General features: G+C 74.2%; 20 protein-coding genes and 1 pseudogene. 18 read left to right on the top strand and 3 right to left on the bottom strand.

What is annotated here, in order from left to right; all coding sequences use genetic code 11:
• Positions 1 to 339: pseudogene (locus ACGFMP_RS26865) on the bottom strand (hypothetical protein); the annotation flags it as partial.
• Here ACGFMP_RS26865 and ACGFMP_RS26860 point away from each other — a divergent pair.
• From ACGFMP_RS26860 to ACGFMP_RS26785, 16 genes are all read left to right on the top strand, one after another.
• On the top strand, positions 338 to 1495 hold the full coding sequence (locus tag ACGFMP_RS26860) for a beta-ketoacyl synthase N-terminal-like domain-containing protein (protein ID WP_393675563.1): 1158 nt from the start codon (positions 338 to 340) through the stop codon (positions 1493 to 1495). The pseudogene ACGFMP_RS26865 and the gene ACGFMP_RS26860 overlap by 2 nt on opposite strands.
• The gene (locus tag ACGFMP_RS26855; RefSeq protein WP_393675562.1) at positions 1492 to 2127 is read left to right on the top strand and encodes a hypothetical protein; all 636 of its coding nucleotides are present in this window, start codon (positions 1492 to 1494) and stop codon (positions 2125 to 2127) included. Before ACGFMP_RS26860 ends, ACGFMP_RS26855 begins: the two co-directional genes overlap by 4 nt.
• Entirely contained in the window at positions 2124 to 3389 is a 1266-nt protein-coding gene (locus ACGFMP_RS26850; protein WP_393675561.1) for a beta-ketoacyl-[acyl-carrier-protein] synthase family protein, read from the top strand. Before ACGFMP_RS26855 ends, ACGFMP_RS26850 begins: the two co-directional genes overlap by 4 nt.
• Positions 3390 to 3431: 42 nt before the next feature.
• A complete protein-coding gene (hppD, locus tag ACGFMP_RS26845; protein WP_393675560.1) occupies positions 3432 to 4520 on the top strand; it encodes a 4-hydroxyphenylpyruvate dioxygenase in 1089 nt (362 codons plus the stop codon).
• Positions 4520 to 5467, top strand: coding sequence for a phytanoyl-CoA dioxygenase family protein (locus tag ACGFMP_RS26840; RefSeq protein ID WP_393675559.1), 948 nt, complete (start codon positions 4520 to 4522; stop codon positions 5465 to 5467). The genes hppD and ACGFMP_RS26840 overlap by 1 nt, the downstream gene beginning before the upstream one ends.
• On the top strand, positions 5460 to 6437 hold the full coding sequence (locus tag ACGFMP_RS26835; RefSeq protein ID WP_393675558.1) for a thiamine pyrophosphate-dependent dehydrogenase E1 component subunit alpha: 978 nt from the start codon (positions 5460 to 5462) through the stop codon (positions 6435 to 6437). Before ACGFMP_RS26840 ends, ACGFMP_RS26835 begins: the two co-directional genes overlap by 8 nt.
• Entirely contained in the window at positions 6437 to 7408 is a 972-nt protein-coding gene (locus ACGFMP_RS26830) for an alpha-ketoacid dehydrogenase subunit beta (protein WP_393675557.1), read from the top strand. The genes ACGFMP_RS26835 and ACGFMP_RS26830 overlap by 1 nt, the downstream gene beginning before the upstream one ends.
• A 118-nt stretch (positions 7409 to 7526) precedes the next feature.
• Complete coding sequence (locus tag ACGFMP_RS26825) at positions 7527 to 9152, top strand: class I adenylate-forming enzyme family protein (protein ID WP_393675556.1); 1626 nt, start codon at positions 7527 to 7529, stop codon at positions 9150 to 9152.
• Between the two features lies 1 nt (position 9153).
• Positions 9154 to 10560 (top strand): condensation domain-containing protein, encoded by a 1407-nt coding sequence (locus tag ACGFMP_RS26820; protein ID WP_393675555.1) that lies wholly within the window; start codon positions 9154 to 9156, stop codon positions 10558 to 10560.
• Positions 10557 to 11486 (top strand): 3-oxoacyl-[acyl-carrier-protein] synthase III C-terminal domain-containing protein, encoded by a 930-nt coding sequence (locus ACGFMP_RS26815; RefSeq protein WP_393675554.1) that lies wholly within the window; start codon positions 10557 to 10559, stop codon positions 11484 to 11486. Before ACGFMP_RS26820 ends, ACGFMP_RS26815 begins: the two co-directional genes overlap by 4 nt.
• 50 nt (positions 11487 to 11536) lie before the next feature.
• The gene (locus ACGFMP_RS26810) at positions 11537 to 11833 is read left to right on the top strand and encodes a phosphopantetheine-binding protein (RefSeq protein ID WP_393675553.1); all 297 of its coding nucleotides are present in this window, start codon (positions 11537 to 11539) and stop codon (positions 11831 to 11833) included.
• Between the two features lie 2 nt (positions 11834 to 11835).
• Positions 11836 to 12816 (top strand): hypothetical protein, encoded by a 981-nt coding sequence (locus tag ACGFMP_RS26805; protein WP_393675552.1) that lies wholly within the window; start codon positions 11836 to 11838, stop codon positions 12814 to 12816.
• A 509-nt stretch (positions 12817 to 13325) separates the two neighbouring features.
• Positions 13326 to 14441, top strand: coding sequence for an alpha-hydroxy acid oxidase (locus ACGFMP_RS26800; RefSeq protein ID WP_393675551.1), 1116 nt, complete (start codon positions 13326 to 13328; stop codon positions 14439 to 14441).
• A 2-nt stretch (positions 14442 to 14443) separates the two neighbouring features.
• On the top strand, positions 14444 to 15781 hold the full coding sequence (locus ACGFMP_RS26795) for a PLP-dependent aminotransferase family protein (protein ID WP_393675550.1): 1338 nt from the start codon (positions 14444 to 14446) through the stop codon (positions 15779 to 15781).
• Positions 15778 to 16593: a 4'-phosphopantetheinyl transferase family protein gene (locus ACGFMP_RS26790; RefSeq protein ID WP_393675549.1), complete on the top strand. Its 816-nt coding sequence runs from the start codon at positions 15778 to 15780 to the stop codon at positions 16591 to 16593. Before ACGFMP_RS26795 ends, ACGFMP_RS26790 begins: the two co-directional genes overlap by 4 nt.
• Positions 16594 to 16627: 34 nt before the next feature.
• A complete protein-coding gene (locus ACGFMP_RS26785; RefSeq protein ID WP_393675548.1) occupies positions 16628 to 17566 on the top strand; it encodes an alpha/beta hydrolase in 939 nt (312 codons plus the stop codon).
• A 353-nt stretch (positions 17567 to 17919) separates the two neighbouring features.
• Here ACGFMP_RS26785 and ACGFMP_RS26780 read toward each other — a convergent pair whose 3' ends face one another.
• The gene (locus ACGFMP_RS26780; RefSeq protein ID WP_393675547.1) at positions 17920 to 18912 is read right to left on the bottom strand and encodes an acetylxylan esterase; all 993 of its coding nucleotides are present in this window, start codon (positions 18910 to 18912) and stop codon (positions 17920 to 17922) included.
• A 142-nt stretch (positions 18913 to 19054) separates the two neighbouring features.
• Positions 19055 to 20092 carry a LacI family DNA-binding transcriptional regulator gene (locus ACGFMP_RS26775; RefSeq protein WP_393675546.1) on the bottom strand — a complete coding sequence of 346 codons (1038 nt, stop codon included), beginning with the start codon at positions 20090 to 20092 and terminating at the stop codon, positions 19055 to 19057.
• Between the two features lie 318 nt (positions 20093 to 20410).
• Between ACGFMP_RS26775 and ACGFMP_RS26770 the strand changes: the two genes are divergently transcribed.
• Positions 20411 to 21403 (top strand): ABC transporter permease, encoded by a 993-nt coding sequence (locus tag ACGFMP_RS26770; protein ID WP_393675545.1) that lies wholly within the window; start codon positions 20411 to 20413, stop codon positions 21401 to 21403.
• A complete protein-coding gene (locus ACGFMP_RS26765) occupies positions 21403 to 22323 on the top strand; it encodes a carbohydrate ABC transporter permease (RefSeq protein WP_393675602.1) in 921 nt (306 codons plus the stop codon). The genes ACGFMP_RS26770 and ACGFMP_RS26765 overlap by 1 nt, the downstream gene beginning before the upstream one ends.

Raw genomic sequence — 22323 nt, 5'->3', positions numbered from 1 at the left:
CCGGGGGCCGGCGCGCTCGATCTGGCCGGGTCCGGCGTCGACCGGCGGGATTCCGGCGCTGCCGGCGCCGAGGGTTCGGCTGCCGGGGGGCCGGGGGCCGGCGCGCTCGATCTGGCCGGGTCCGGCGTCGACCGGCGGGATTCCGGCGCTGCCGGCGCCGAGGGTTCGGCTGCCGGGGGGCCGGGTGTCGGCGGGCTGGGCGCCGGCGCGCTCGATCTGGCCGGGTCCGGCGTCGACCGGCGGGATTCCGGTCCTGCCGGCGCCGAGGGTTCGGCCGCCGCGGGGCCGGGTGTGACCGGGCCCGGGGCTGCCGGGACCGCCGGGGGGTGGCTCGGGCATGGATGAGGTGCGGGCCGGGGTCCTGCGGGGGGAAAGGGAGGTCGTCGTCAGCGGGATGGCGGTGCTCAGCGCCTTCGGTGACGGGGTCGGACCGGTGCTGGACGCCGCCCTCGAAGGGCGGCCGGGCTTCGCGCCGGTGAGCCGCTTCCGCGTCGCCGGCGGGCGGGCCGGGCACGCCGCGGCACACCCCGGCGCGCCGGTGCTGGCCGACGAGCTGGACCGGATGATCGGGCAGGCCTGCGACCAGGCGGGGCTGACCCGCTTACAGCGGGCCGGCTGCCCGCTGCACCTGGCCGTGCACGGCGACCCGGCACTGCCCCGGGTGCCGGAGCGGGACCGGCAGGCGCACGGCGCCGACGCGTTCGCCGGCGCCGTCGCCCGCCGCGGCGGGCTGTCCGGTGCGGCGCGGGCGTACACGTCGGCCTGCGTGGCGTCGAGCACCGCGGTCGCCGACGCGGCCGCGGCCATCGCCAGGGGGCGGGCGGACCGGATCGTGGTGGCGGCCGGCTACCTGGTGGACGCCGACCAGTTCGCGGTCTTCGACGCCGGCCGCGCCCTCGCCCGCGACGGGCGGGTGCGCCCGTTCAGCGCCGGGCGCAGCGGGCTGCTGCTCGGCGACGCGGTCGTCGCGGTGGTCGTCGAGTCCGCCGCCGCGGCCCGCGGCAGGCGGGCCGCGCCGCTGGCCAGGCTGGCCGGCTGGGGGCGGGCGGGGGACGCCCACCATGTGTGCAGGCCGCGGCCGGACGGTGCGGGCCTGGCCCGCGCGGTCACCGACGCGCTGCACCGCGCGCGGCTCCGGCCGGGGCAGATCGGCTACGTCAACGCCCACGGCTCCGGTTCGCCCGCAGGCGACGCCGCCGAGTCCGCCGCGCTGCACAGCGTGCTGGGCGACGACGCCGCGACGGTGCCGGTGAGCTCCACCAAGTCCGTGCACGGCCAGGCGCTCGAGGCCGGCGCCCTGCTCGAACTGGTCGTCACCATGGCTGCGTTGCGTGCCGGGCGGCTCCCGGTCAACGCGGGCTACCTCGGCGAGGACCCGGACTGCAGGCTCGGCCTAATCCTGGACCGGCCCGCGCGCACCGCTTCCGCGTACGGCATCAGCCTGACGACGGCCTTCGGCGGCGCCAACACCGCACTCCTGGTGGGTACTCCATGACCCTGACCACGCCGCCGGGACCCGGCAGCACCGCCGCCCCCGCGTCCCCGACGGCCTCCCCGCCGGTCTCCCCGACCGCGGCACTGGCCGGGCAGGCCGCGGCGGCGGGGCTGCGGGTGCTCGCGGCCGCACACTGGCCGGAGTCGCCGGCCGACCGGGTACCACCGCCGCTCGCCGGCTTCGTGGTCTCCTCCTTCAGCCCACTCGCCGCCGAGGCCGCCCGCCGCTGCCTCACCCGCCGCCCCGACCCCGCGGAAGCCGCCCCGGACGCGGCCGGCGCGGGGACCACCCGCACCGCCGTGATCGTGGTCAGCGCGCTGGGCGACCTGGCGGGGGCGGTGCATGTGGCCGAGGCCATCGAGGGCGGCGGGCGGCCGGGCCCGCTGATGTTCTTCCAGGCCGTGCCCAACGCCGTGGCCGGCTACGTCGCCGCCCGCTGGGGACTGACCGGGCCCGTCGTGTGCGTCGGCGACACCGCGGCAGGACTCGGCGTGGCCGCAACTCTGCTGGAGGACGGCGACGCCGAGGACGCACTGCTGATCCGCGTCGACCAGGCGGCGACCGCCGCGGCGCACGACCGGGCGGGCGCCGTCCTGCTGGGACCACGAGAGCGCGAAGGAGAACGGCTGTGACAAGCAGGGCCGACGTCGTCATCACCGGAATGGGCATGGTGACCCCGGTGGGCACCAGCGCCGCCGAGGTCGTGGCGGCGATGTGCGAGGGGCGGTCGGGGCTCAGCCGCCCCGCGGCAGGGAGCCTGCTCGACGGCAGCCTCGACGTGGCCGCCTTCGGGCCGCCGATCGACCCCGAGTCCGTGCTGTCGGGACCCGAGACGCGGGTGGTGGACCGCTACATCGTGATGGCGATGCGGGCCGCGGCCGACGCGCTGGCCGACGCGGGCGTCGAGGTGGGCCGCGACGTCGACCCCTACCGGATCGGGGTGATCCTCTCCGGGACCGGCGGCCTGGCGACCCTGGAGTCCCAGGTCGTCACCAGGACCCGGCGCGGCCGGCTGGGCGTCAGCCCGTACCTGCTGCCGGGGATGCTGCCCAACATGGGTGCGGCCCGGGTCGCCATCCGGCACGGCATCCGCGGCTACAGCTCCTCGATCGCCACCGCGTGCGCGGCCGGCGCGCAGTCCGTCGGCGAGGGCCTGCGGCTGCTGCGGACCGGCGAGGCCGATGTGGTGGTGTGCGGGTGCAGCGAGGCGCCGCTCTTCCCGACGCTGGCCGACACCTTCGGCAACGCCCGTGCGCTGGCTCGCGGTTGGGGAGCCGACCCGACCGGCGCCAGCCGCCCCTTCGACCGCCGCCGCAACGGCCTGGTGCTGGGCGAGGGGGCCGGCGTCCTGGTCCTCGAACGCGCCGAGCACGCCGACGCGCGCGGCGCCGCCGGCTACGCGGCCGTACTCGGCTGGGGCGCCACCAACGACGCCCACCACCCCACCACCCCGCACCCCGACGGCGAGGGCGCCGCCGCGTGCATGCGCCAGGCCCTGGCCGACGCGCGGATCGAACCTGCGGACGTCGGCTACGTCAACGCGCACGGCACCAGCACCAAGCTCGGCGATCTCGCGGAAGCCGTCGCGATCCGCCGGGTCTTCGGGACGGACGCCCCGCCGGTCAGCGCCACCAAGGCCGTCACCGGCCACATGCTCGGCGCCTCCGGCGTGGTCGAGTCCGCGGTCTCCGTCCTCGCGCTGCGCAGCGGCCTGCTGCCGCCGACCCACAACCTGGACGACCCGGACCCGGCCTGCGACCTCGACCACATCCGCAAGAGCCCGCGCCCGGCGCCGCGGATCAGCCATGTGATGTCGAACTCGTTCGGGTTCGGCGGCCACAACGTCAGCCTCGTCTACGGCCTGCCGGGCACCCGGCTGACCCGCGCGGTCTGACCCGACGGGTCATCGACACGTGTCATCGACAAAGGAGCGGCAATGGACTACCTCGGCATCGATCATGTCGAGTTCTACGTGGGTGACGCGCGCCAGGCGGCGTTCGTCCTGTCCTCCGCGTTCGGCTTCCGCCTCTACGGGCAGGGCGGTCCCGAGACGGGTCTGCCGGGGCAGCGCAGCCTGCTGCTCGGCCAGGGCGACTGCCGGGTGCTGCTGACGTCGGGCCTGCTGCCCGACCACCCGGCGGTGGACTACGTGTCCCGGCACGGTGACGGGGTGGCCGTGGTCGCCTTCGGCACGAGCGACACGAAGTCCGCGTTCACCGCGGCGGTCGCGGGCGGCGCGACCGCGATCGCGGCACCGCGGACGTACGCGGGCAAGGACGCCTCGGTGCTGACGGCCACCGTCTCCGGCTTCGGCGACGTGGCGCACCGGCTGGTCGAACGGCACGGTGTGCCGGGGGACCTCCTGCCCGGCGTGATCGAGATGCAGGACGTGCCCCCGCCCGCGGAGCCGGACCTGCTGCGCGTCATCGACCACGCGGCGGTCTGCCTGGAGCCCGGCACCCTCGATACGACCACGCGCTTCTACCGCGAGGCCTTCGGCTTCGACCTGATCTTCGAGGAGTACATCGAGGTCGGCGGGCAGGGGATGTTCTCGCAGGTGGTGCAGAGCCCGGGCGGCGGCGCCACGCTCACGCTGATCCAGCCCGACCTGAGCCACTCGCCAGGCCAGATCGACGACTTCCTTGCCTGGCACGGCGGCCCCGGCGTCCAGCACCTGGCCCTGGGCAGCCACGACATCGTCGCCGCCGTCGACCGGCTCGGCGAGCGGGGCGTCGGCTTCGCGCCCACCCCCGGCAGCTACTACAGCTCGCTCGACGGCCGGCTGGGCGCGGTGGACCTGCCGGTGGACCGGCTGCGGCCGCGCGGAATCCTGGTCGACCGGGACCACTGGGGGCAGATGTACCAGATATTCGCCAAGTCCCTGCACGTGCGCAGGACCTTCTTCTGGGAGCTGATCGAGCGGCACGGCGCCCGCACCTTCGGCACCAGCAACATCCCGGCCCTCTACGAGGCCAAGGAGCGCGAACTCGCCGCAGTCCGCCGCACCACGCAGGCGGCGCTGTGATGGCCGGCGAAGGGAAGGTCCAGGAGGCCGGGCGGTTCGTCCTCACCGAGGAGGAGGCCGCGCTGCTGCCGGACGACGACGATGTCGCGTTCTACGCCGAGCACGGCTGGTACCTGACGAAGAAGCTGCTGAGCGACGAGGAGGTCGACCGGCTGGCCGAGGCGAGCGAGGCCTACTACGCGGGGGAGCGCAGCCGTACGCTGCCGGTCCGGCCGCCGCGGCTGGCGTACTGGCAGCCCTCGCACGGGCCGGTCCAGCGCCACAACGACTACGTGCACTACGAGAGCGACCCGCTGGCCGCCGTCCTGCGCAAGCCGCTCATCGGCGCGGTCGCCGCCCGGCTGGCGGGGGCGGCGGAGATCCGCGTCTTCCAGTCGACGCTGATACTCAAGCCGGCCGTCAGCGGCGAGCCGAGCAACATCGTGCCCTGGCACTTCGACAAGCACTACTGGTCCACCTCCACCTCGGAGCGGATGCTGACCGCCTTCGTGCCCTTCCACGACTGCGGCGAGGAGATGGGCACCCTCACCGTCGTCGACGGCAGCCACCGGTGGAAGGAGACCGGCCGCGACGACTCGATGACCCGGCACTTCGCCGAGCGGGACAAGGACGACCTGGAGCGGGTGCTCGCCGAGAACGCCGCCTACAACGGGGCGGAGATCCGCAAGGTGCCGCTGGTCATCCCCAAGGGGCACATGAGCTTCCACCACTGCCTGACCTACCACGGCAGCGGTCCCAACCGCAGCGAACGGCCGCGCCGCGCGATCTCCTTCCACCTCCAGGACGGCGGCAACGAATACCGCGCCTTCACCCTCGGGGACGGCACGGAGGCCGCGTACAACCACGACGTCCTGGTGCGGCGGCTGCCGGACGGCCGCCCCGACTACGCCGACCCCGACTACTGCCCGGTGCTCTGGCGTGCAGAAGAGCCGGCCGGCCGTGGCTGAGCAGGGCGCCGACCCGGTCGGCCTCTACCGGACCGTCGCCCTGATCAGGGGCTTCGAGGAACGCGCGGTCGAGCTGGTGCGTACCGGGGTGATCCGCGGCGGCATCCACCCCTGCACCGGGCAGGAGGCGGTCGCCGCCGGGACCTGCGCCGCGCTGCGCGGCGACGACGTGATCACCAGCACCCACCGCGGGCACGGCCACGTACTCGCCAAGGGCGCCGACCCGGCCCGGATGATGGCCGAGCTGGCGGGCAGGACCACCGGGCTCAACCGGGGGCGCGGCGGCTCGATGCACGCGGCCGACTTCGGCGTGGGGGTGCTCGGGGCCGACGCGATCGTCGGCGCGGCCGTGCCGATCGCGGCGGGCGCCGCCTGGGCCTTCCGCCGCTCGGGCACCGACCGGGTCGCGCTCGCCTACTTCGGCGACGGGGCCGTCAGCCAGGGGGTGGTCCTGGAGACCTTCAACCTGGCCGCGCTGTGGCGGGTGCCGGTGGTCCTGGTGTGCGAGAACAACGGCTTCGCCACCTCGATGCGCACCGAGGACGCGATGGCCGGCTCCGTCGTCGGGCGCGCCGCCGCCTTCGGCATCCCGGCGTCCACCGTGGACGGCGCGGATCCGCAGGCGGTGCTCGACGCCACCGCCGAGGCCGTCGCACGGGCCAGGTCGGGCGCGGGTCCCACGCTGCTGGAGTGCGTCACCTACCGCTTCGACGCCCACCACACCTGGGAGCACACCGCCCGCCCCCGCTACCGCACCGACGAGGAGGTGGCCGCGGGAAGGGCGCGCGACCCGCTGGAGATCCAGGGCGCCCGGATCCCCGCCGCCACCCGTGCCGAGATCGACGCGCAGACCGCGACCCGGCTGGACGAGGCCGTACGCTTCGCCCTCGCCGGGCCGCACCCCGACCCGGCCACCGCGCTGGACCACCTGTACGCCACCGGGATGCGTCCCAGAGCGGGGGCGCTGTGATGCCGAAGCTCTCCTACCTCAAGGCCCTGAACCGCGCGATCGGCGACGAGATGGACCGCGACCCCGCCGTCTGCGTCCTCGGCGAGGACATCGGGGTGGCCGTCACCTACGCCACCGCGGGCCTGCTGCGCAGGTTCGGCAAGGACCGGGTGCTGGACACGCCCATCTCGGAGCAGGCCTTCACCGGCTTCGCGACCGGCGCGGCGATGGCCGGGATGCGCCCGCTGATCGAGTTCCAGATCCCGGCGCTGCTCTTCCTGGCCTTCGAGCAGATCGCCAACCAGGCGCACAAGTTCTCGCTGATGACCGGCGGCCAGACCCGGGTGCCGGTGACCTACCTGCTGCCGGGCTCCGGCTCGCGGGACAGCTGGGCGGGCCAGCACTCCGACCACCCGTACAGCCTGTTCGCGCACGTCGGGGTGAAGACCGTCGTGCCGGCCACCGCGTCGGACGCCTACGGGCTGCTGGTGACGGCGATCAGGGACGACGACCCGGTGGTCGTCTTCGCGCCGTCCGGCGCCCTCGGACTGCGCGAGGAGGTCGACTTCGCCGGGCTGGCCCCGGTGCCGCTGGGAGTCGGCCGGATCCACAGGAGCGGCACCGACGTCACCGTCGTCGCGGTCGGGCATCTCGTGCACGACGCGCTCGCGGTGGCGGAGGAGCTCGCCGGGTCGGTCTCCGTGGAGGTCTTCGACCCGCGCTCGCTCCACCCCTTCGACTGGCAGGGCCTCGCCGCGTCGCTGGAGCGCACCGGGCGGCTGGTCGTGGTGGACGACTCGAACCGCTCGTGCGGGATCGGCGCGGAGATCGTCGCCACCGCGGCGGAGGAGATGCGGCTGGTCGCACCGCCCCGGCGGATCACCAGGCCGGACGGCGCGGTGCTGCCCTTCGCCCGCGAACTCGACCTGGCCTGCCAGCCGACCAGGGCCCAACTGCGGGCGGCGGTCGAGAAGTCGGTCGCCGCCGGGTGAGCGCCGGCGGCCGGGGGCGGCGGACGGCAGGCGGCGCGGCACGGCAGGACAGGGGGACGACGACCGGCCCCTGCCGGCCGGCTCCCAGGATGACAAGGCGACACGAAGGAGAAACGCTGTGACCGGCACCAACATCCGAGCGAGGCTGGCCGCCGACCCGGAACTGGGCGCGGGCAACGTGCTGTCCAAGCTGTTCGAGCACGGCGCCGACCCCGAAGGACCGGGCGCCGCCTTCGACGTCCCGGTCGACGGGCACCCCGCCTGGGCGGAGTTGACCCTCGGCGAGCTGCGCGAACGGGTGGCGGCCAGGGCGGCCTGGTGGCACGCGCGGGGCATCGGCCCGCGCGACCCCGTCGCCGTCCACGTCTCAGGCTCGGCCGACTGCCTGCTCAACTTCCTCGCCCTGGCCTGGCTCGGCGCGATCCCGGCGCTGATGAACCCGCTGCTCCCCGGCGACATCGCCGCCGAGTACATCCGGCGGCTGCGCGGCGCGGGCCTGCTGACCGACGCCGAGCACCGCGACCGGCTGGCCGGCCGCGACCTCGGTGTCGCCCTGCACCTCGACGCGGCCGAGGCGGGCGGCGCGGACCCGGCGCAGGCACCGGCGCCCTACCGGCACCACCGGGACGACCCGATCGCGATCACCCACTCCTCCGGCACCACCCGGATGCCGGCCGCCGTGGTGCACTCCAGCCACAGTCTCTTCGCGGCCACCCGGCTCTTCCGGCTGACGGCGCCGCGCGCCCGAGGGGCCGAGCGGATCCTCAGCACGCTGCCCGCCGCCCACGCCGCCGGCATCTCGGCGCTGAACATGGCCCTGTGCCTGCGCAGCGACCTGCTGTTCCTCTCCACCCAGAACGACGGGGCCGCGGTGCTGCGCGCCATCGAGCGCTGGCAGCCGAGCGGGGTCTTCGGATTCGCCGCCACCTGGGCGCAGCTGGCCAGGTACGACCTGAGCGCCAGGGACCTGGGGTCGGTGTCGCTGTGGTTCAACACCGGTGACTGCGCGCACGAACCGCACATCCGCCGCCTGGTCGCGGTCGGCTCCCGCGAGACGGCCACCCGCGAGGGCGTGCGGCGGGTGCCGGGCTCCAGCTTCGTCGACGGCCTCGGCTCCACCGAGATGGGCCACTCCGCCTTCCACATCACCCACACCAGGTCCACCGAGCGCTACGGGCGCTGCGTCGGCGTGCCGCACGGCTTCGCCGAGGTGGCGCTGCTCGACACGGCCACCGGGCGGCAGGTCCCGGTCGGGGAGGTCGGCCAACTCGGCCTGAAAGCACCGACACTGGCCCCCGGCTACTGGAACGACTCCGGCGCCACCTACCGCAACCGGCGCGACGGCTACTACCTCACAGGCGACCTGATGTACCGGGACGAGGAGGGCTACTACTTCCACGTCGACCGGGCCGTCGACGCCGTCGACCTCGGCGGCGAATGGCTCTACACGGCCATGTCGGAGGAGCGCATACTCGCCCGCTGCCCCGACGTCCACGACTGCACGGTGGTGTCGGTCGAGGCGGACGGCCGGGTGGTCACCGACGTGCTGCTCGCGCTGCACGCCGACGCGGACCCGGCCGCCGACCGTACCGCGGCGGTCCGCGCCGCGCTGACCGACAGCGCGGCGGCGACGCTGCGCAGCGTCGTGGTCATCTCCGAGGCCGACCTGATCACGGGGCCGACCGGCAAGGTCAGGAAGTTCCTGATGCGGCAGCGGCACCGCGCCCAGACGGCGGGGGTGTGACATGGGCGACACGACCGACGAGCGGTCCGCCGCGCCCGACGTCACCGAGCGGGTGGCCGTCGACTTCGCCGGGGACGGCGAGGGCGAGGACGAGATGTCCTGGGGCATGTGGGAGATCTGGTACGCGATGTGCCGCCAGCGCAGCGCCCTGCCGATCGGCGGCCGGGCGCCGCTGGCGGCGGGAACGACCGTCGAGGACCTCGCCGAGGAACTGCGCTACCTGATGAGCCGCTTCCAGTCGATGCGCACCAGGCTGCGCTTCGACGCGGAAGGCCGCCCGACCCAACGGCTCTTCGCCACCGGCCGGATCGAGCTCGACGTCTACGACGCGGACCCGGACGCCGACCCCGACGAGGTCGCCGCCGCGGTCGAACAGCACTACCGGGACAAGGAGTTCGACTTCGCCGGCCAGTGGCCGGTCCGGATGGGCGCGGTACGGCAGCACGGCAGGCCCACCCACCTGGTCACCGTCATGCACCACCTGGTCACCGACGCCATGGGCGGGGCGGTCATGCTCCGCGAGGTCGGGGCGCGGGAGACCGCGCCGGTCTCCGGCATGCAGCCGCTCGCCCAGGCCAGATGGCAGCAGTCCCCGGCGGGGCAGCGGCACAACGACCGGGTGCTGCGGCACTGGGAGGGCATCCTGCGGGCCGTACCCGCCCGCCTGCTGCCCGGTTCGAAGGACCCGCGCACCCCGCGGCACTGGGGCGCGCGATTCCACTCGCCGGCGCTGAACGCCGCCCTGCCGACGATCGCCGCGCGCACGGGCGCGGACTTCTCCGCCGTCCTGGTGGCCCTCTTCGCCCTCGGGATGCACCGGGCCACCGGAGTCGGCCCCGTGGTGGTCAGGCCCGTCGTCAGCAACCGCTTCAGGCCGGGGCTCGCCGACGTGGTGTGCATGCTCGCCCAGGCGGGCGTCTGCGTCCTCGATGTCGAGGGCGCCACCGCCGACGAGGTGGTCGAGCAGTCCAGGCGCGCCGGCATGTCGGTGTACAAGCACGCCTACTTCCACCCGGGCCTGCTGGACGAACTGGTCGACCGGATCTCCGAGGAGCGCGGCGAGGACGTCACCATCGCCAGCTACTTCAACGACCGCAGGGCCCCGGTCGCCCCCCAGGGCGAGGTCCCGCCCCCCACCGCGGCGGAGCTGGCGGCCGCGCGCGAGGCCACCACCTTCGGCTGGTTCGCCCAGGAGGACGTCCAGACGGAGCGCTTCTTCATCCACGTGGACGACAGCCCGCAGGGCCCCACGTTCGAGATCCGCATCGACACGCACTACATCTCCCCGGCCGACACCGAGGCCCTGGCCTACGCGATGGAGGAGGCGGCGGTGGAGCTGGCGCTCGCCCCGGCGGCGGCGGGCGGCCGGCCGGAAGGGGCGGCCGCGTCCGCCGAGGCGGCCCGGTGACCGCGCTGGTGGCGGTGTCCGCCTACCTGCCGAGCGGGCGGGTGGCGATCGAGGAGCTGGGCGCGCGGCTCGGGCTCAGCGGGATGCAGGTCAAGATCTTCCGGCGCTACCACCGGCTCGGCGAGGTCGCGGTCGACCCGGACGGCGGCCCCGCCGACCTGCTGCGCGGCGCGCTCGCCGGACTCGACGGCCTGCGCGGCCGGGAGCACCTGGTCAGATACGTCGTGCACGCCAGGACCTTCCCCACCGCCGTGCCCTATCCGTACGACCCGGTACGCGAGGTGTGCGGGGAATTCGGGCTCGGGCACGCGGCGGTCTTCGCCGTCGGCCACCACGCCTGCGCCTCCGGGCTGCTGGCCGTCGACGCGGCGGGCCGGCTGCTCGCCGCCGACGGCGATCGCGAAGGGCTCGCACTGGTGCTCACCGGCGAGAAGGCCTTCACCGGCGAAGCTCAACTGGTCCCCGAGACCTCCTTCTTCGGGGAGGGCGCCGCCGCCTGCCTGGTCGCGGCGTCCGGCGAGCGGGACCGGCTGCTCTCCTACGCCACTGACCTGCGGGGCGAATTCGACTCCGACGACCCGGAACTCGCCCTGGAATTCCAGCGGGTGTACGCCGAGACGCTCGCCGCGGCGATCACGGCCGCCGCCGACCGGGCCGGCCTCGCGATGAAGGAAGTCGGCACGATCCTGCCGCACAACGTCAACCGCGTGGCCTGGCACCAGGTGTGCCGCACCCTGGACTACCCGCGCGAGCGGGTCGTGCTCGACAACGTGGCCGGAACCGGCCACGTCTTCTGCGCGGACGGCTTCATCAACTACCGCACCGCCAGGGCCCGCGGCCTGCTGCGACAGGGCGAGCCGTACGTGATGGCGGCCGCGGGCGCCGGCCGCGGCGCCACCTTCTCTGCCCTGGTCTTCGCGCACTGAACGGTCCCGACCACGCCGGGCCACCGCCACCACCACCGAAGGGACCACCGATGACGGAGCTGGACACCGCCCCGAGCGCCGACGACCCGGCCCTGCGCGACCGCCTGGTCGACAGCATCCGCGACCTGCTGCCGCAGGTGCTCAAACGCGAGGTCACCGGCGTGACCGCCGACACCGCGCTGATGGACGCGCTCGGGCTCAGCTCGACCACGGGCCTCGAACTCGTCCTGGAACTCGAGGAGCGGCTCGAACTGGAGATCAGCGTCGAGGAGCTGGACCGCGACGACTTCGGCACGGTCGGCTCGCTCGCCGACTACGTCGCGGGAAACCTGCTCACGGAGGCCTGACGATGCGCACCCTCGTGCCGTACGGCGCCGACACGGTCCCCGCCGACTGGGGAATCCGGCGTGCGGCCCGGCTGGCCTTCCCCGGCCCCGCCGAGCTCGCCGCCGACCCGGTCCACGGCGAGCGGCTCCGCGTCTACCTCACCGACCTGCTCGGCCCGCACGGGCTCCGGCTCGACGACGGCCCGCCCGCACGCGGCGGCCAGTCGTACGGCGAGATGGCCGAGGAGCTGATCCGCCGCACCGTCCCGCCGGGCGAGTCGGTCGACCTGCTCGTGCTCGCCTACTCCGTCCCCGACATCGCCCCGGGCCGCGCCACCACGACCCGGCTCAGCCACGTCTGCCCCGGGGGGCCGATGGCCTTCGCCGTCACCGACCAGGGCAGCGCCGCCGCCTTCACCGCGCTGCGGCTGATCCGCGCGTACGCGGCCGGCGCCGGGCTGCGCCGCGCCCTGCTGCTGATCGTCGAACAGCAGGCGCTCCCCTACGACCCCGGTGTCCCGGTGACCCTCCCGGACGCGGCCTACGGGGTGGCGCTCCTCCTCGGCGAACCCGCCGCGGGTGAACGCCCGATGGTGCCCTGCCTGGTCGCCACCCACGCCCGGCCGTCCCCCGTGGCGGCCGCCGCACCGCTGCGGGTGCCCGCCGCGCACCCCGCCGCCCTCGACGCGGAGCCGGAGCCGGAACCGGGGGCCCGGGCCTTCGAGGCGGCGCTCGCCGCCGAACTCGCCGCGGGGGCCGGTCCGGTGACCGCGGTGCTCGCGGCCGGGCTCGCGGACCGGGCCCCGGCTCTGGCCGCGGGCGGCGGCTCGGTACGGGTGGTGGACATCGGGCGGCCGCTCACCGGGGTGTGGTGGGAGCTGGCCGGCGAGCCGGCCGATCCGCCGCCGGGGGCGAGGCGCCTGATCCTGGCCGACCGGGACCCGGTGCACGGCGACCTGTCGCTGGCCGTCTTCGACACCGCGGCCACCGGGCGGCCCCGATGAACCCGCACCCGCCACCGACGCCCGTCCCCCCGGCCCTCCGCGCGGCGCCGATGCCGGGGCCGCGGCCGCGAGCCACATCCAAGGCGGCCCCGTCGCCCACACCGGTTCCTGCGTCGCCGCCCGCGCCCGCGTCGACTCCGGATTCCAGGCTCGCGCCCGAGACTGTGCCGGGTCCGGCTCCCGCGTCCGAGCCCGCGTCGGGTCCGGCTCCCGCGTCCGCGTCCGCGTCCGTGCCCGTGCCCGTGCCCGCGGCGGGTCCGGCTACCGCATCTGCGTCCGGACCGGCGTCCCTGTCGGCGTCCGCGTCGGCTTCGGCGCCCGCGTCCGCGTCCGGTCCTGCTCTCGCGTGCGCGTCGGCTGCGGCAGCGGGGTCGGGTCCGGCCTTGGCTCCGGGGCTCGGGCTCGCGCCCGAAACGGTCCCGGCTGTGGGGCCAGAACCGGCCCTGGCATCGGCGTCAGCCCCGGCCCGGGAGCCAGCTCCCGCGTCAGCCCCGGCGGCGGCTGCGGATATGGCCCCGCCCGGGCCCCTGCAGGACTCGGGGCCCGCCACGCTCGGGGACTACGCGCGGGCCGCGCGGGCGCGGCTTGACGGTCCGACGTGGGACTTCATCGAGGGTGGTGCCGAGACCGAGCGGACCGTGGGGGCGAACCGGCGGGCCTTCGGGCGGGTGACGTTGCGGCCCAGGGTGCTGGTCGACGTCTCGGACTGCCGCACCGGGACCGAACTGCTCGGGGCGCGGCTGGAGACGCCGCTCGGGGTCGCGCCCACCGCGTACCACCGGCTGGTGCACCCGGAGGGCGAGGTCGCCACCGCCCGCGGTGCCGGTGCGGCCGGGGCGCTCTACGTGGTCAGCATCTACGCCAGCCGCACCCTCGAGGACATCGCCGCCGCGGCGGCGGGCCCGCTGTGGATACAGGTCTATTGGCTGCGCCGGCGCGAGGCGCTGGCCGGACTCGTCGGCCGGGCCGCGGCCGCCGGCTGCCGGGCGGTCGTCCTGACCGTGGACGCCCCCCGGCTGGGCCGCCGCCACCGGGACGCGCGCAACGGCTTCGCGCTCGGCCCGGGTATCGGCGCGGTCAACCTCGACCCGTCGGTGACGGCGGCCGCCCATCTCGGGGGCGCCGGGCGCTCGGCCCTGGCGGCGCACGCGGTGGAGGCCGTCGACCCGTCGGTGACCTGGTCCGACCTGGCCTGGCTGCGGGCGCGCAGCGAACTGCCGCTGGTGCTCAAGGGCATACTCACCGCCCAGGACGCGGTCCTCGCGGTGCGGCACGGCGCCGACGCGATCGTGGTCTCCAATCACGGCGGCCGGCAGCTCGACGGCGCGACGCCGAGCCTGGACGCGCTCGCCGAGGTGGTGGACGCGGTCGGCGGTGCCTGCCCGGTCCTGCTGGACGGCGGGGTGCGCGGCGGCACCGACGCCTTCGCGGCCCTTGCCCTGGGCGCCCGCGCGGTCCTGCTGGGCCGCCCCGTCCTGTGGGGGCTCGCGGCGGACGGCGCCGCCGGAGTCGCGGGCGTGCTGGGGCTGGCGACCGAGGAACTCGCCCACACCATGGCCCTGACCGGCCGTCCTGACCTCGCGTCGGTCGACCGGTCGGCGGTCGTCCACAGGACGGAGCGCTGAGAATGCCGGAAATCGCACGTCAAGACCTGCACGCGTCGGTGTCGGACCCGGAGTCGGCGTCGATGAACTTCCTCAACGAGGTCGCCGCCCGCTTTCCCGACGCGATCTCCCTCGCGGCCGGCCGGCCGTACGACGGCTTCCACAGCACGGACGAGCTGGACAGGTATCTGCGCAGCTACCTGGCCCACTTGGAGGGGCTGGGCCTCACCCGGGAGCAGCGGGAGCGCCAGCTGCTCCAGTACGGAAAGACCAACGGCCACCTGGGTGCGCTGATCGCGCGGATGCTCGTGGTGGACGAGGGCATCGAGGTGCCGGAGCAGGCGGTCATGGTCACCAGCGGGTGCCAGGAGGCCATGGTCATCGCGCTGCGCGGGCTGTGCGCGCGGCCCGAGGACGTGGTGCTGGCCGTCGAGCCGTGCTACGTGGGGCTCACCGGCGCCGCCCGGCTGCTGGGCATCGAGGTGGTGCCGGTGCCCGAGTCGGCCGGCGGCCTCGACCCGGAGACGGTGACGGATGTGGTGGCCGCGGTCCGCGCGACCGGTCGCCGGCCGCGCGCGCTCTACCTGGTGCCCAGCTTCGCCAACCCGTCAGGTGCGTCGATGCCGCTGCCCTTGCGGCGGCGGCTGCTGGAGGTGGCGGAGGAGGCCGACCTGCTGATCCTGGAGGACGACCCCTACGGCCTGTTCGGCCTGGACGACGAGCCGCGGCCCGCGCTGAAGTCGCTGGACGGCGGCGGGCGGGTGATCTACCTGGGCTCATTCGCCAAGTCCTGCTTCCCCGGCGCGCGGGTGGGCTTCCTGGTGGCGGACCAGCAGGTGGTCGCCTCGGACGGCCGGCGCACGCTGCTCGCGGAGGAGCTGTCCTCGGTCAAGAGCCTGCTGACGGTGAACACCTCGCCGGTGGCGCAGGCGGTCATCGGCGGCTTCCTGGTCGAGGCCGGATGCAGCCTGCGCGCCGCGGGCAAGGAGAAGACGGCCTTCTACCGCGGCAATCTGCGCGCGCTGCTCGACGCGCTGGAGCGGCATTTCGGCGCGGAGCCGCGGGTGCGCTGGAACGCGCCCGCGGGCGGCTTCTTCGCGGTGCTCGACGTCCCGCTGGTCGCGGACGAGGCCCTGTTGGAGACCTCGGGCCGCGACTACGGGGTGCTGTGGACCCCGATGAGCTTCTTCTACGGCGCCGGATCGGCGGGCCGACCGGGCGGCGGCGGCCGCAGGTCGATCCGGCTGTCGTGCAGCGCGCTGGAGCCCGCCCGGATCGAGGAGGGCGTGCGGCGGCTCGCAGAACTGATCAGGGACCACTCGGAGCCGGAGCCCGCGGCGGGGGCGGGGGCGCCGCGGTGACCGGTGCGCAGGACGAGGTGGAGGTGTGGCTGGTTTCCGACCAGCACTCGGAACGGGTGCTCGCCGGACTCTTCGCCGTACTCGACCCCGATGAGCGGCGGCGTGCCGAGTCCTGCCGCTCGCAGGACGCCAGGCGCCGGTTCGTCGTCGCCCACGGCGCCGTCCGGCACATCGTCGCGCGGCGGCTGGGGGTCCCGGCGGGGGAGATCCGCTGGAGGCACGGGCCGCACGGCAAGCCGGAGTTGGACGGCCGGTGGGCCGGCGCGAAGGTCAACCTCTCGCACTCGGGGGACGTCGCGATGGTCGCGGTCACCGGGTCGCGCCGGGTGGGTGTGGACGTGCAGCGGGTGCTGCCCCGGCTGGATGCGGTCGCGATGGCCGAGCGCTACTTCCCGCGGGCTGAGGCGGGCCTGGTCCGCGCGATGCCGGAAGTCGCCGACCGGGCGGGCCAGTTCGCGACTCTCTGGGCGCGCAAGGAGGCGCTGGTCAAGGCGCACGGCGGCCGGCTGACCCAGGGCCTGCGCATCCCGGTGACCCCGCCGGGCCGCCCCCGGCCGGGATGTCCCGCCGCGGGCTGCCCGCGGGACTGCCCGCTGTCGGCCCGTCCGCCGGGGGACGGCTCCGCGCCGATTCCCGGCCCGCCGGGCTGCCCCCCGCCCGAACTCGGGCCGCAGGACGCCTGGTCACGCGACTACCGCACCGCCGACGTGGCCGCGCCGGCCGGCTATCGGGCGGCCGTGTCGCTGTCAGGCCGCGCGGGCTACCGGGTGACGGCCCTGCGCTGGACCTGGCCCGGCCCCGCACCGTCCTGAAACCGACCCCCCACCGCATCCCGGAGGACACCGCATGGCGCTCCACCCGCAGATCCTGGCGCAGCGCGAGCTGCGCGCCCGCAGGGCGGAACCACCGCTGTACACACTGTCGTTGGCGGACGCGCGGGCCGCCGACCTGGCCGCGATCCGGGCGGCGGGCGGCAGTCCGCGCCCGCTGTACGAGGTGACGGAGCGGCGCCTGGACGGTCCGGGAGGCGAGCTGTCGGCCAGGGTCTACCGGCCCAGCGGCGAGCGGCCGCTGCCCGCGCTCCTCTACTACTTCGGCGGCGGGTGGACCCTCGGCAGCATCGACACCGCCGATGTGCTGTGCAGGACGCTGGCCGAGGAGGCGGGCTGCCTGGTCGTCACCGTGGGCTACCGGCTCGCGCCCGAACACCCCTTCCCCGCGGCGGTGCACGACTGCCACGCCGCGCTGCGCTGGGTCGCCGCAAACGCGGCCGAACTCGGCGCCGACCCGGCCAGGTTGGCGGTCGGCGGGGACAGTGCGGGCGGCAATCTGGCCGCCGCGGTGACGCTGCTCGCCCGCGCGGCGGGCGATGTCGTGCCGGTCGGCCAGCTCCTGGTGTACCCCAACACCGACCAGCTGGCCGAGGACGGTTCGATGCGGGACAACACCGACCCGTGGCTCTTCAACCGCCACTCGGTGGCCTGGTACGCGCGCCACTACCTGCCCCCCGGCGCGGACGCCGCGGACCCGCTGGCCTCGCCGCTGCGGGCAGCCGACCTGAGCGGGCTGCCGCCGGCCCTGGTCATCACCGCGGAACACGATCCGCTGCGGGACCAGGGCGAGGCGTACGCCCGCCGGCTCGCCGAGGCCGGGGTGCCGGTGGAGCTCACCCGCTACCCCGGGATGGCGCACGGCTTCTTCGCCATGGGCGGCACGGTGGACGCCGCCACGACGGCCACCCGCCAGGCGGCCCGCCATCTGCGGGAGTGCTTCACCGCCTCATAGGCCCGGGGCCTGTCCGCAATGTCCCGTCCGGCGGGCGGACAGCGGCCGGACCTCGGTGCGGCACAAGCCCTCGACTGGCACAACCTCAGCCACGGCACGAAACCGGCCCACCGGCTCCGTCGGCTGACCATCGCGAGGTCGAATATCGGGCTGACGTCACTCGTCAGCACGAGTGACGTCAGCCCGATATTCGGCCGCCAACCCGCGCCCCTGCTCGATCCCTGATCTGCCGGGCCCCAAGCGACCGATGCCACCGGCTCGGGTCGCCTGCATGCGTTCGGCCTGCGAAGAGCGCGCCACCCGTCGTCCGCCGAATCCGAGCAGCAGCGAGACCGCGGCCTCTGCCCGGCCGGCTACCGACTCCCCACCCGGGCGCCGAGCCAGTGGAGTTGGCGCCGGGTGTGCAGTGCCTCGCCGCCCTCGTGGTGGTTGAACGGGTAGACGTGGATGGTGCGGTCCGCCGTGCCGGGGCGGGCGGCACCGTAGTGGTTGTAGGCGGCGAAGACCGTGCTGGGCGGGCAGACGGTGTCGCGCAGGCCGACGCCGACGTGCACGGGGGCGGTGGCGCGGCGGGCGAAGGCGACGCCGTCGACGTAGGAGAGGGTCCTGCGGACCTGGTCCTCCGCTTCGCGGTGGACGGCGAGGTAGCGGACGATCTCGCCGTACGGGTCCGCGTCGGTGATGTCGATGGCGCGCTGGATGTGGCAGAGGAAGGGCGCCGAGATCATCAGCGCGGCCAGGTCGGGGACGAGGCCCGCGACGGCGAGTGCGAGGCCGCCGCCCTGGCTGTTGCCCAGCGCCGCCACCCGGGCGGGGTCGACGCCGGGCAGCGCGCGGACCGCGGTGACGGCGCGGACGGCGTCGGTGATCAGCCGCCGGTAGTAGTAGTCGTGCGGTGAGCGGAGGCCGCGGGCCGCGACGCCGGGGCCGCCGGGTGCGCCGCCACCGAGGTCGGGGGTGTCGCCGCCGTTGCCGTACTGGTCGCCCTGCCCCCGGCTGTCCATGAGCAGGTGCGCGTGGCCGGCCGCCGCCCAGGTCAGCCGCTCGTGCGGCAGGCCGCGCCCGCGCCCGTAGCCGAGGTATTCGACGACCGCGGGCAGGTCGGCGCCGGCGCCCCTGGGCCGGGTGAACCAGCCGCGGACCGGCTGGCCGTCGAAGCCCGCGAAGGTCACGTCCCAGGTGTCGACCAGGCTCAGGCCGGTGTCGACCGGGGCGACGTCGATCAGGACGGCCGCGGTGTCCGCCTGCTTCAGCGTGCCGTCCCAGAACGCGTCGAAGTCCTCGGGTTCCGGCACCTCGGGTGCGTACCGCTCCAGTTCGCCGAGCGGAAGGTCGAAAAGGGCCACGAATCCTCCATGGGTTCCCTGCGTCGGGTGGGGTGCGTGCGTCGCGTGGTGCGCTCCGCGGTGCGTGCGGTGCCTTCAGGGCGTGCCGTTGCGGCCGGTTGGCCGGGCGCGACGCGCCTGCCGGGGCACGCCGGGGCGCCCTTCAGCGGCCGGGTCTTGGCGGAGCCGTGCTCTCCCGGACGACCAGCTCGGTGCCGAGGTCGATCCTGCTGGTCGGCACCTCAGCCCCGGTCGCCAGGTCGAGCAGCATGCGGGTCGCGGCACCCGCCATGTCGTGCAGCGGCTGGTGGACGGTGGTGAGCGGGGGTTCCATCCACTCGGCCACCGGCAGGTTGTCGTAGCCGACCACGGACAGGTCGCCGGGCAGGTCGAGCCCCAGCCGCCGCGCTGCCCGCAGCACCCCCATGGCCTGTGCGTCGGACCCGGCGAAGATGGCGGTCGGCGGGTCGGGGAGCCGGAGCAGCTCCATGCCGTGCTCGTATCCGGCGTTGAGGTAGAAGTTGCCGTGCCGTACGAGCGTCGGGTCCATGGGCAGGCCCGCCTCGTCGTGGGCCGAGCTGAAACCGGCCACGCGGGCGCGGCTGCACAGTGAGTCCTCGGGACCCGAGATGACCGCGATCCTGCGGTGGCCGAGTTCCAGCAGGTGGCGGGCGGCGATCAGGCCGCCGTTCCAGTTGTTGGAGCCGACGGTGGGGACCGAGGCGGGCGTCACGCTGTCGGTGTCCACGGCGACGAACGGGATGCGCTGCCTGCGGAGTTTCTCCTGCTGGGCCGGTGTCAGGCCGCACTGCACCAGCAGTACGCCGAGCGGCTGCCTGCCGACGATCAGATCGAGCCAGGTGTCGGAGGGGCGGTGGTTGCCGCCCATCTGGGTGAGCACCAGCTCCACCCCGGTGGCGGCGGCCGCCTCCTCCACCCCGCGGATGATCTCCATCGCCCACGCGGAGTCGAACTCGTGGAACACCAGGTGGATCTGGCTGGCGGACTCCGAGGGGCGCCGGGTCCTGCGCCGGTAGCGGTGCCGTTCGAGGCTGGCCTCGACCCGGGCCCTGGTTTCCGGCGCGACGTCGGCGCGCCCGTTGAGGACCTTGGAGACGGTCGCCACCGACACGCCGACCTCGGTGGCGATGGTGGCGATCGTCGCGGCGCGCGGCCCGCCTGCTGAAACGGAACTGGTCAAAGGGGGAGCCCTACGCTGCTGGGTCTGCTGGGAATTCGAAACTTTCGGCTTTTGCGAGGAAACTGGCTGGCCCGAAAGGGGGTCCAGGCGGTGAATATACGCCAGATGGGCGGTTCCGACCAGGCGGGAATCCTGCTGTCCTGCCTATTGACACCCCTTCTGCCACGTCCTTAGGCTCACCGACACATTAAGCCCGAGTATCGAAAGTTTCGACTCCGCCCTCCCTTCATGCCGCCTTCTGGAAGGCCCTCACCGGGCCGCACCAGTGCAAGTGACCGTGGGCGCGCGTCGCCCCATCCACCGCACGGAGGCCCGACGATGAGCACGATCAGGACGGTGGGGACACCGCCCGATGCGCGCGGCGCGGGAGGGCGGAGGTCCGCCCGGACCCGCACCCACCCCCGCGCCCGGCGTACCTGGCGGCAGTCGCTGCGCCGGGACTGGCAGCTGTACTCGCTGGCGGTGCTCCCGCTGCTGTTCTTCGCGGTCTTCCGCTATCTGCCGATGATCGGCAATGTGATCGCCTTCCGGCGGTTCCACCCCGGCGGCAGCATGTTCGGCGACGAATGGGTCGGGCTGCGCTACTTCAAGCTGTTCTGGCACGACCCGACGTTCTGGGACGTCTTCACCAACACCCTGGTGATGGGCCTGCTGACGCTGATCTTCTGCTTCCCGATGCCGATCGTCCTGGCGCTGCTGCTGAACGAGGTGCGCAGCCGGAGGTTCAAGCGGCTCGTGCAGTCGGTGTCCTACCTGCCGCACTTCCTGTCGACGGTGATCGTGGCCGGCATCGTGATGGAGTTCCTGGCCGCCGACGGACCGGTCAACCAGGCGCTGCACCACCTGGGGCACTCGCCGATCCTCTTCATCCAGCAGCCCGGCTGGTTCCGGTCGATCTACGTCTCCTCGGAGCTGTGGCAGACCGTGGGCTGGGGGACGATCCTCTACCTGGCCGCGCTCACGTCCATCGACGACAACCTCTACGAGGCGGCGCGGATCGACGGCGCCAACCGGTGGAAGCAGACCTGGCACGTCACGCTGCCCGGCATCCGGCCGACGATGGTGACGCTGCTGGTCCTCAACATCGGCACCTTCATGGCGGTCGGGTTCGAGAAGATCCTGCTGCTCTACAACCCGCTGACCTACCCGACCGCCGATGTGCTGTCCACGTACCTGTACCGGATGGGCGTGGTCTCCAACAACTTCAGCTACGCGGCGGCGATCGGGCTCTTCGAGTCCGCGATCGGGCTGGTGCTCATCGTGACGGCCAACCGGATCTCGCGCCGGACAGTGGGGACGAGCCTGTGGTGATCCTGGACAGAACCCGTACCCGAGAGCCCAAGGCGCCGCAGCCGTCGGGCATCCGTACCAGCCGCGGCTACCGGGCCTTCCAGGTGGCCAACGCCCTCATCCTGACCGGCGTCGTCGTGGTGACGCTCTACCCGATCGTCAACATCGTCGCCCGCTCCTTCAGCAGCGAGGGCTACATCCGCTCCGGCCAGGTCAACCTGATACCGCGCGGCTTCAACGTCACGACCTACAAGGCCGTGCTGTCCAACTCGATGTTCTGGACGGACTACAAGAACACGGTGGTCTACACGGTCGTCGCGACGATCGTGGCGATGTTCCTGACCACCTGCTACGCCTACGTGCTGTCCAAGAAGGACCTGCGCGGCCGCGGGCTGCTGGTGGGCATCGCCGTCTTCACCATGTTCTTCACCGGCGGCCTGATCCCGAACTACGTCCTGGTCACCACCCTCGGCCTGAAGAACAGCGTGTGGGCCATCGCGCTGCCCAACGCCGTCAGCGTGTTCAACCTGCTGGTGATGAAGGCGTTCTTCGAGGGGCTGCCGGCCGAACTGGAGGAGGCCGCCGCCATCGACGGCCTGAACACGTACAGCACCCTGTGGCGCGTCGTGCTCCCGCTGTCGAAGGCCGTGCTCGCCACGATGGTGCTCTTCTACGCGGTGTCCTTCTGGAACTCGTGGTTCACCGCCTTCCTCTACATGGACCGCTCCGACCTGTTCCCCGTCACGGTCTACCTGCGCAACCTGATCGCCGGCGCCACGACCTCGACCTCGGTGGGCTTCACCGACACCGACGCGGCCGCCGCCGGAGCCAACATCCAGTCGGTGACGATCATCCTCACCACGATACCGATCCTGGCCGTCTACCCCTTCGTCCAGAGGTACTTCGTCTCAGGGGTCACGCTCGGCGCGGTCAAGGGCTGA

Source organism: Streptomyces sp. NPDC049040, assembly GCF_043197715.1.
GTDB lineage: Bacteria > Actinomycetota > Actinomycetes > Streptomycetales > Streptomycetaceae > Actinacidiphila.
The sequence above is the reverse complement of the archived record's forward strand: the minus strand, read 5'-3'. Positions and strand labels throughout refer to the sequence as shown.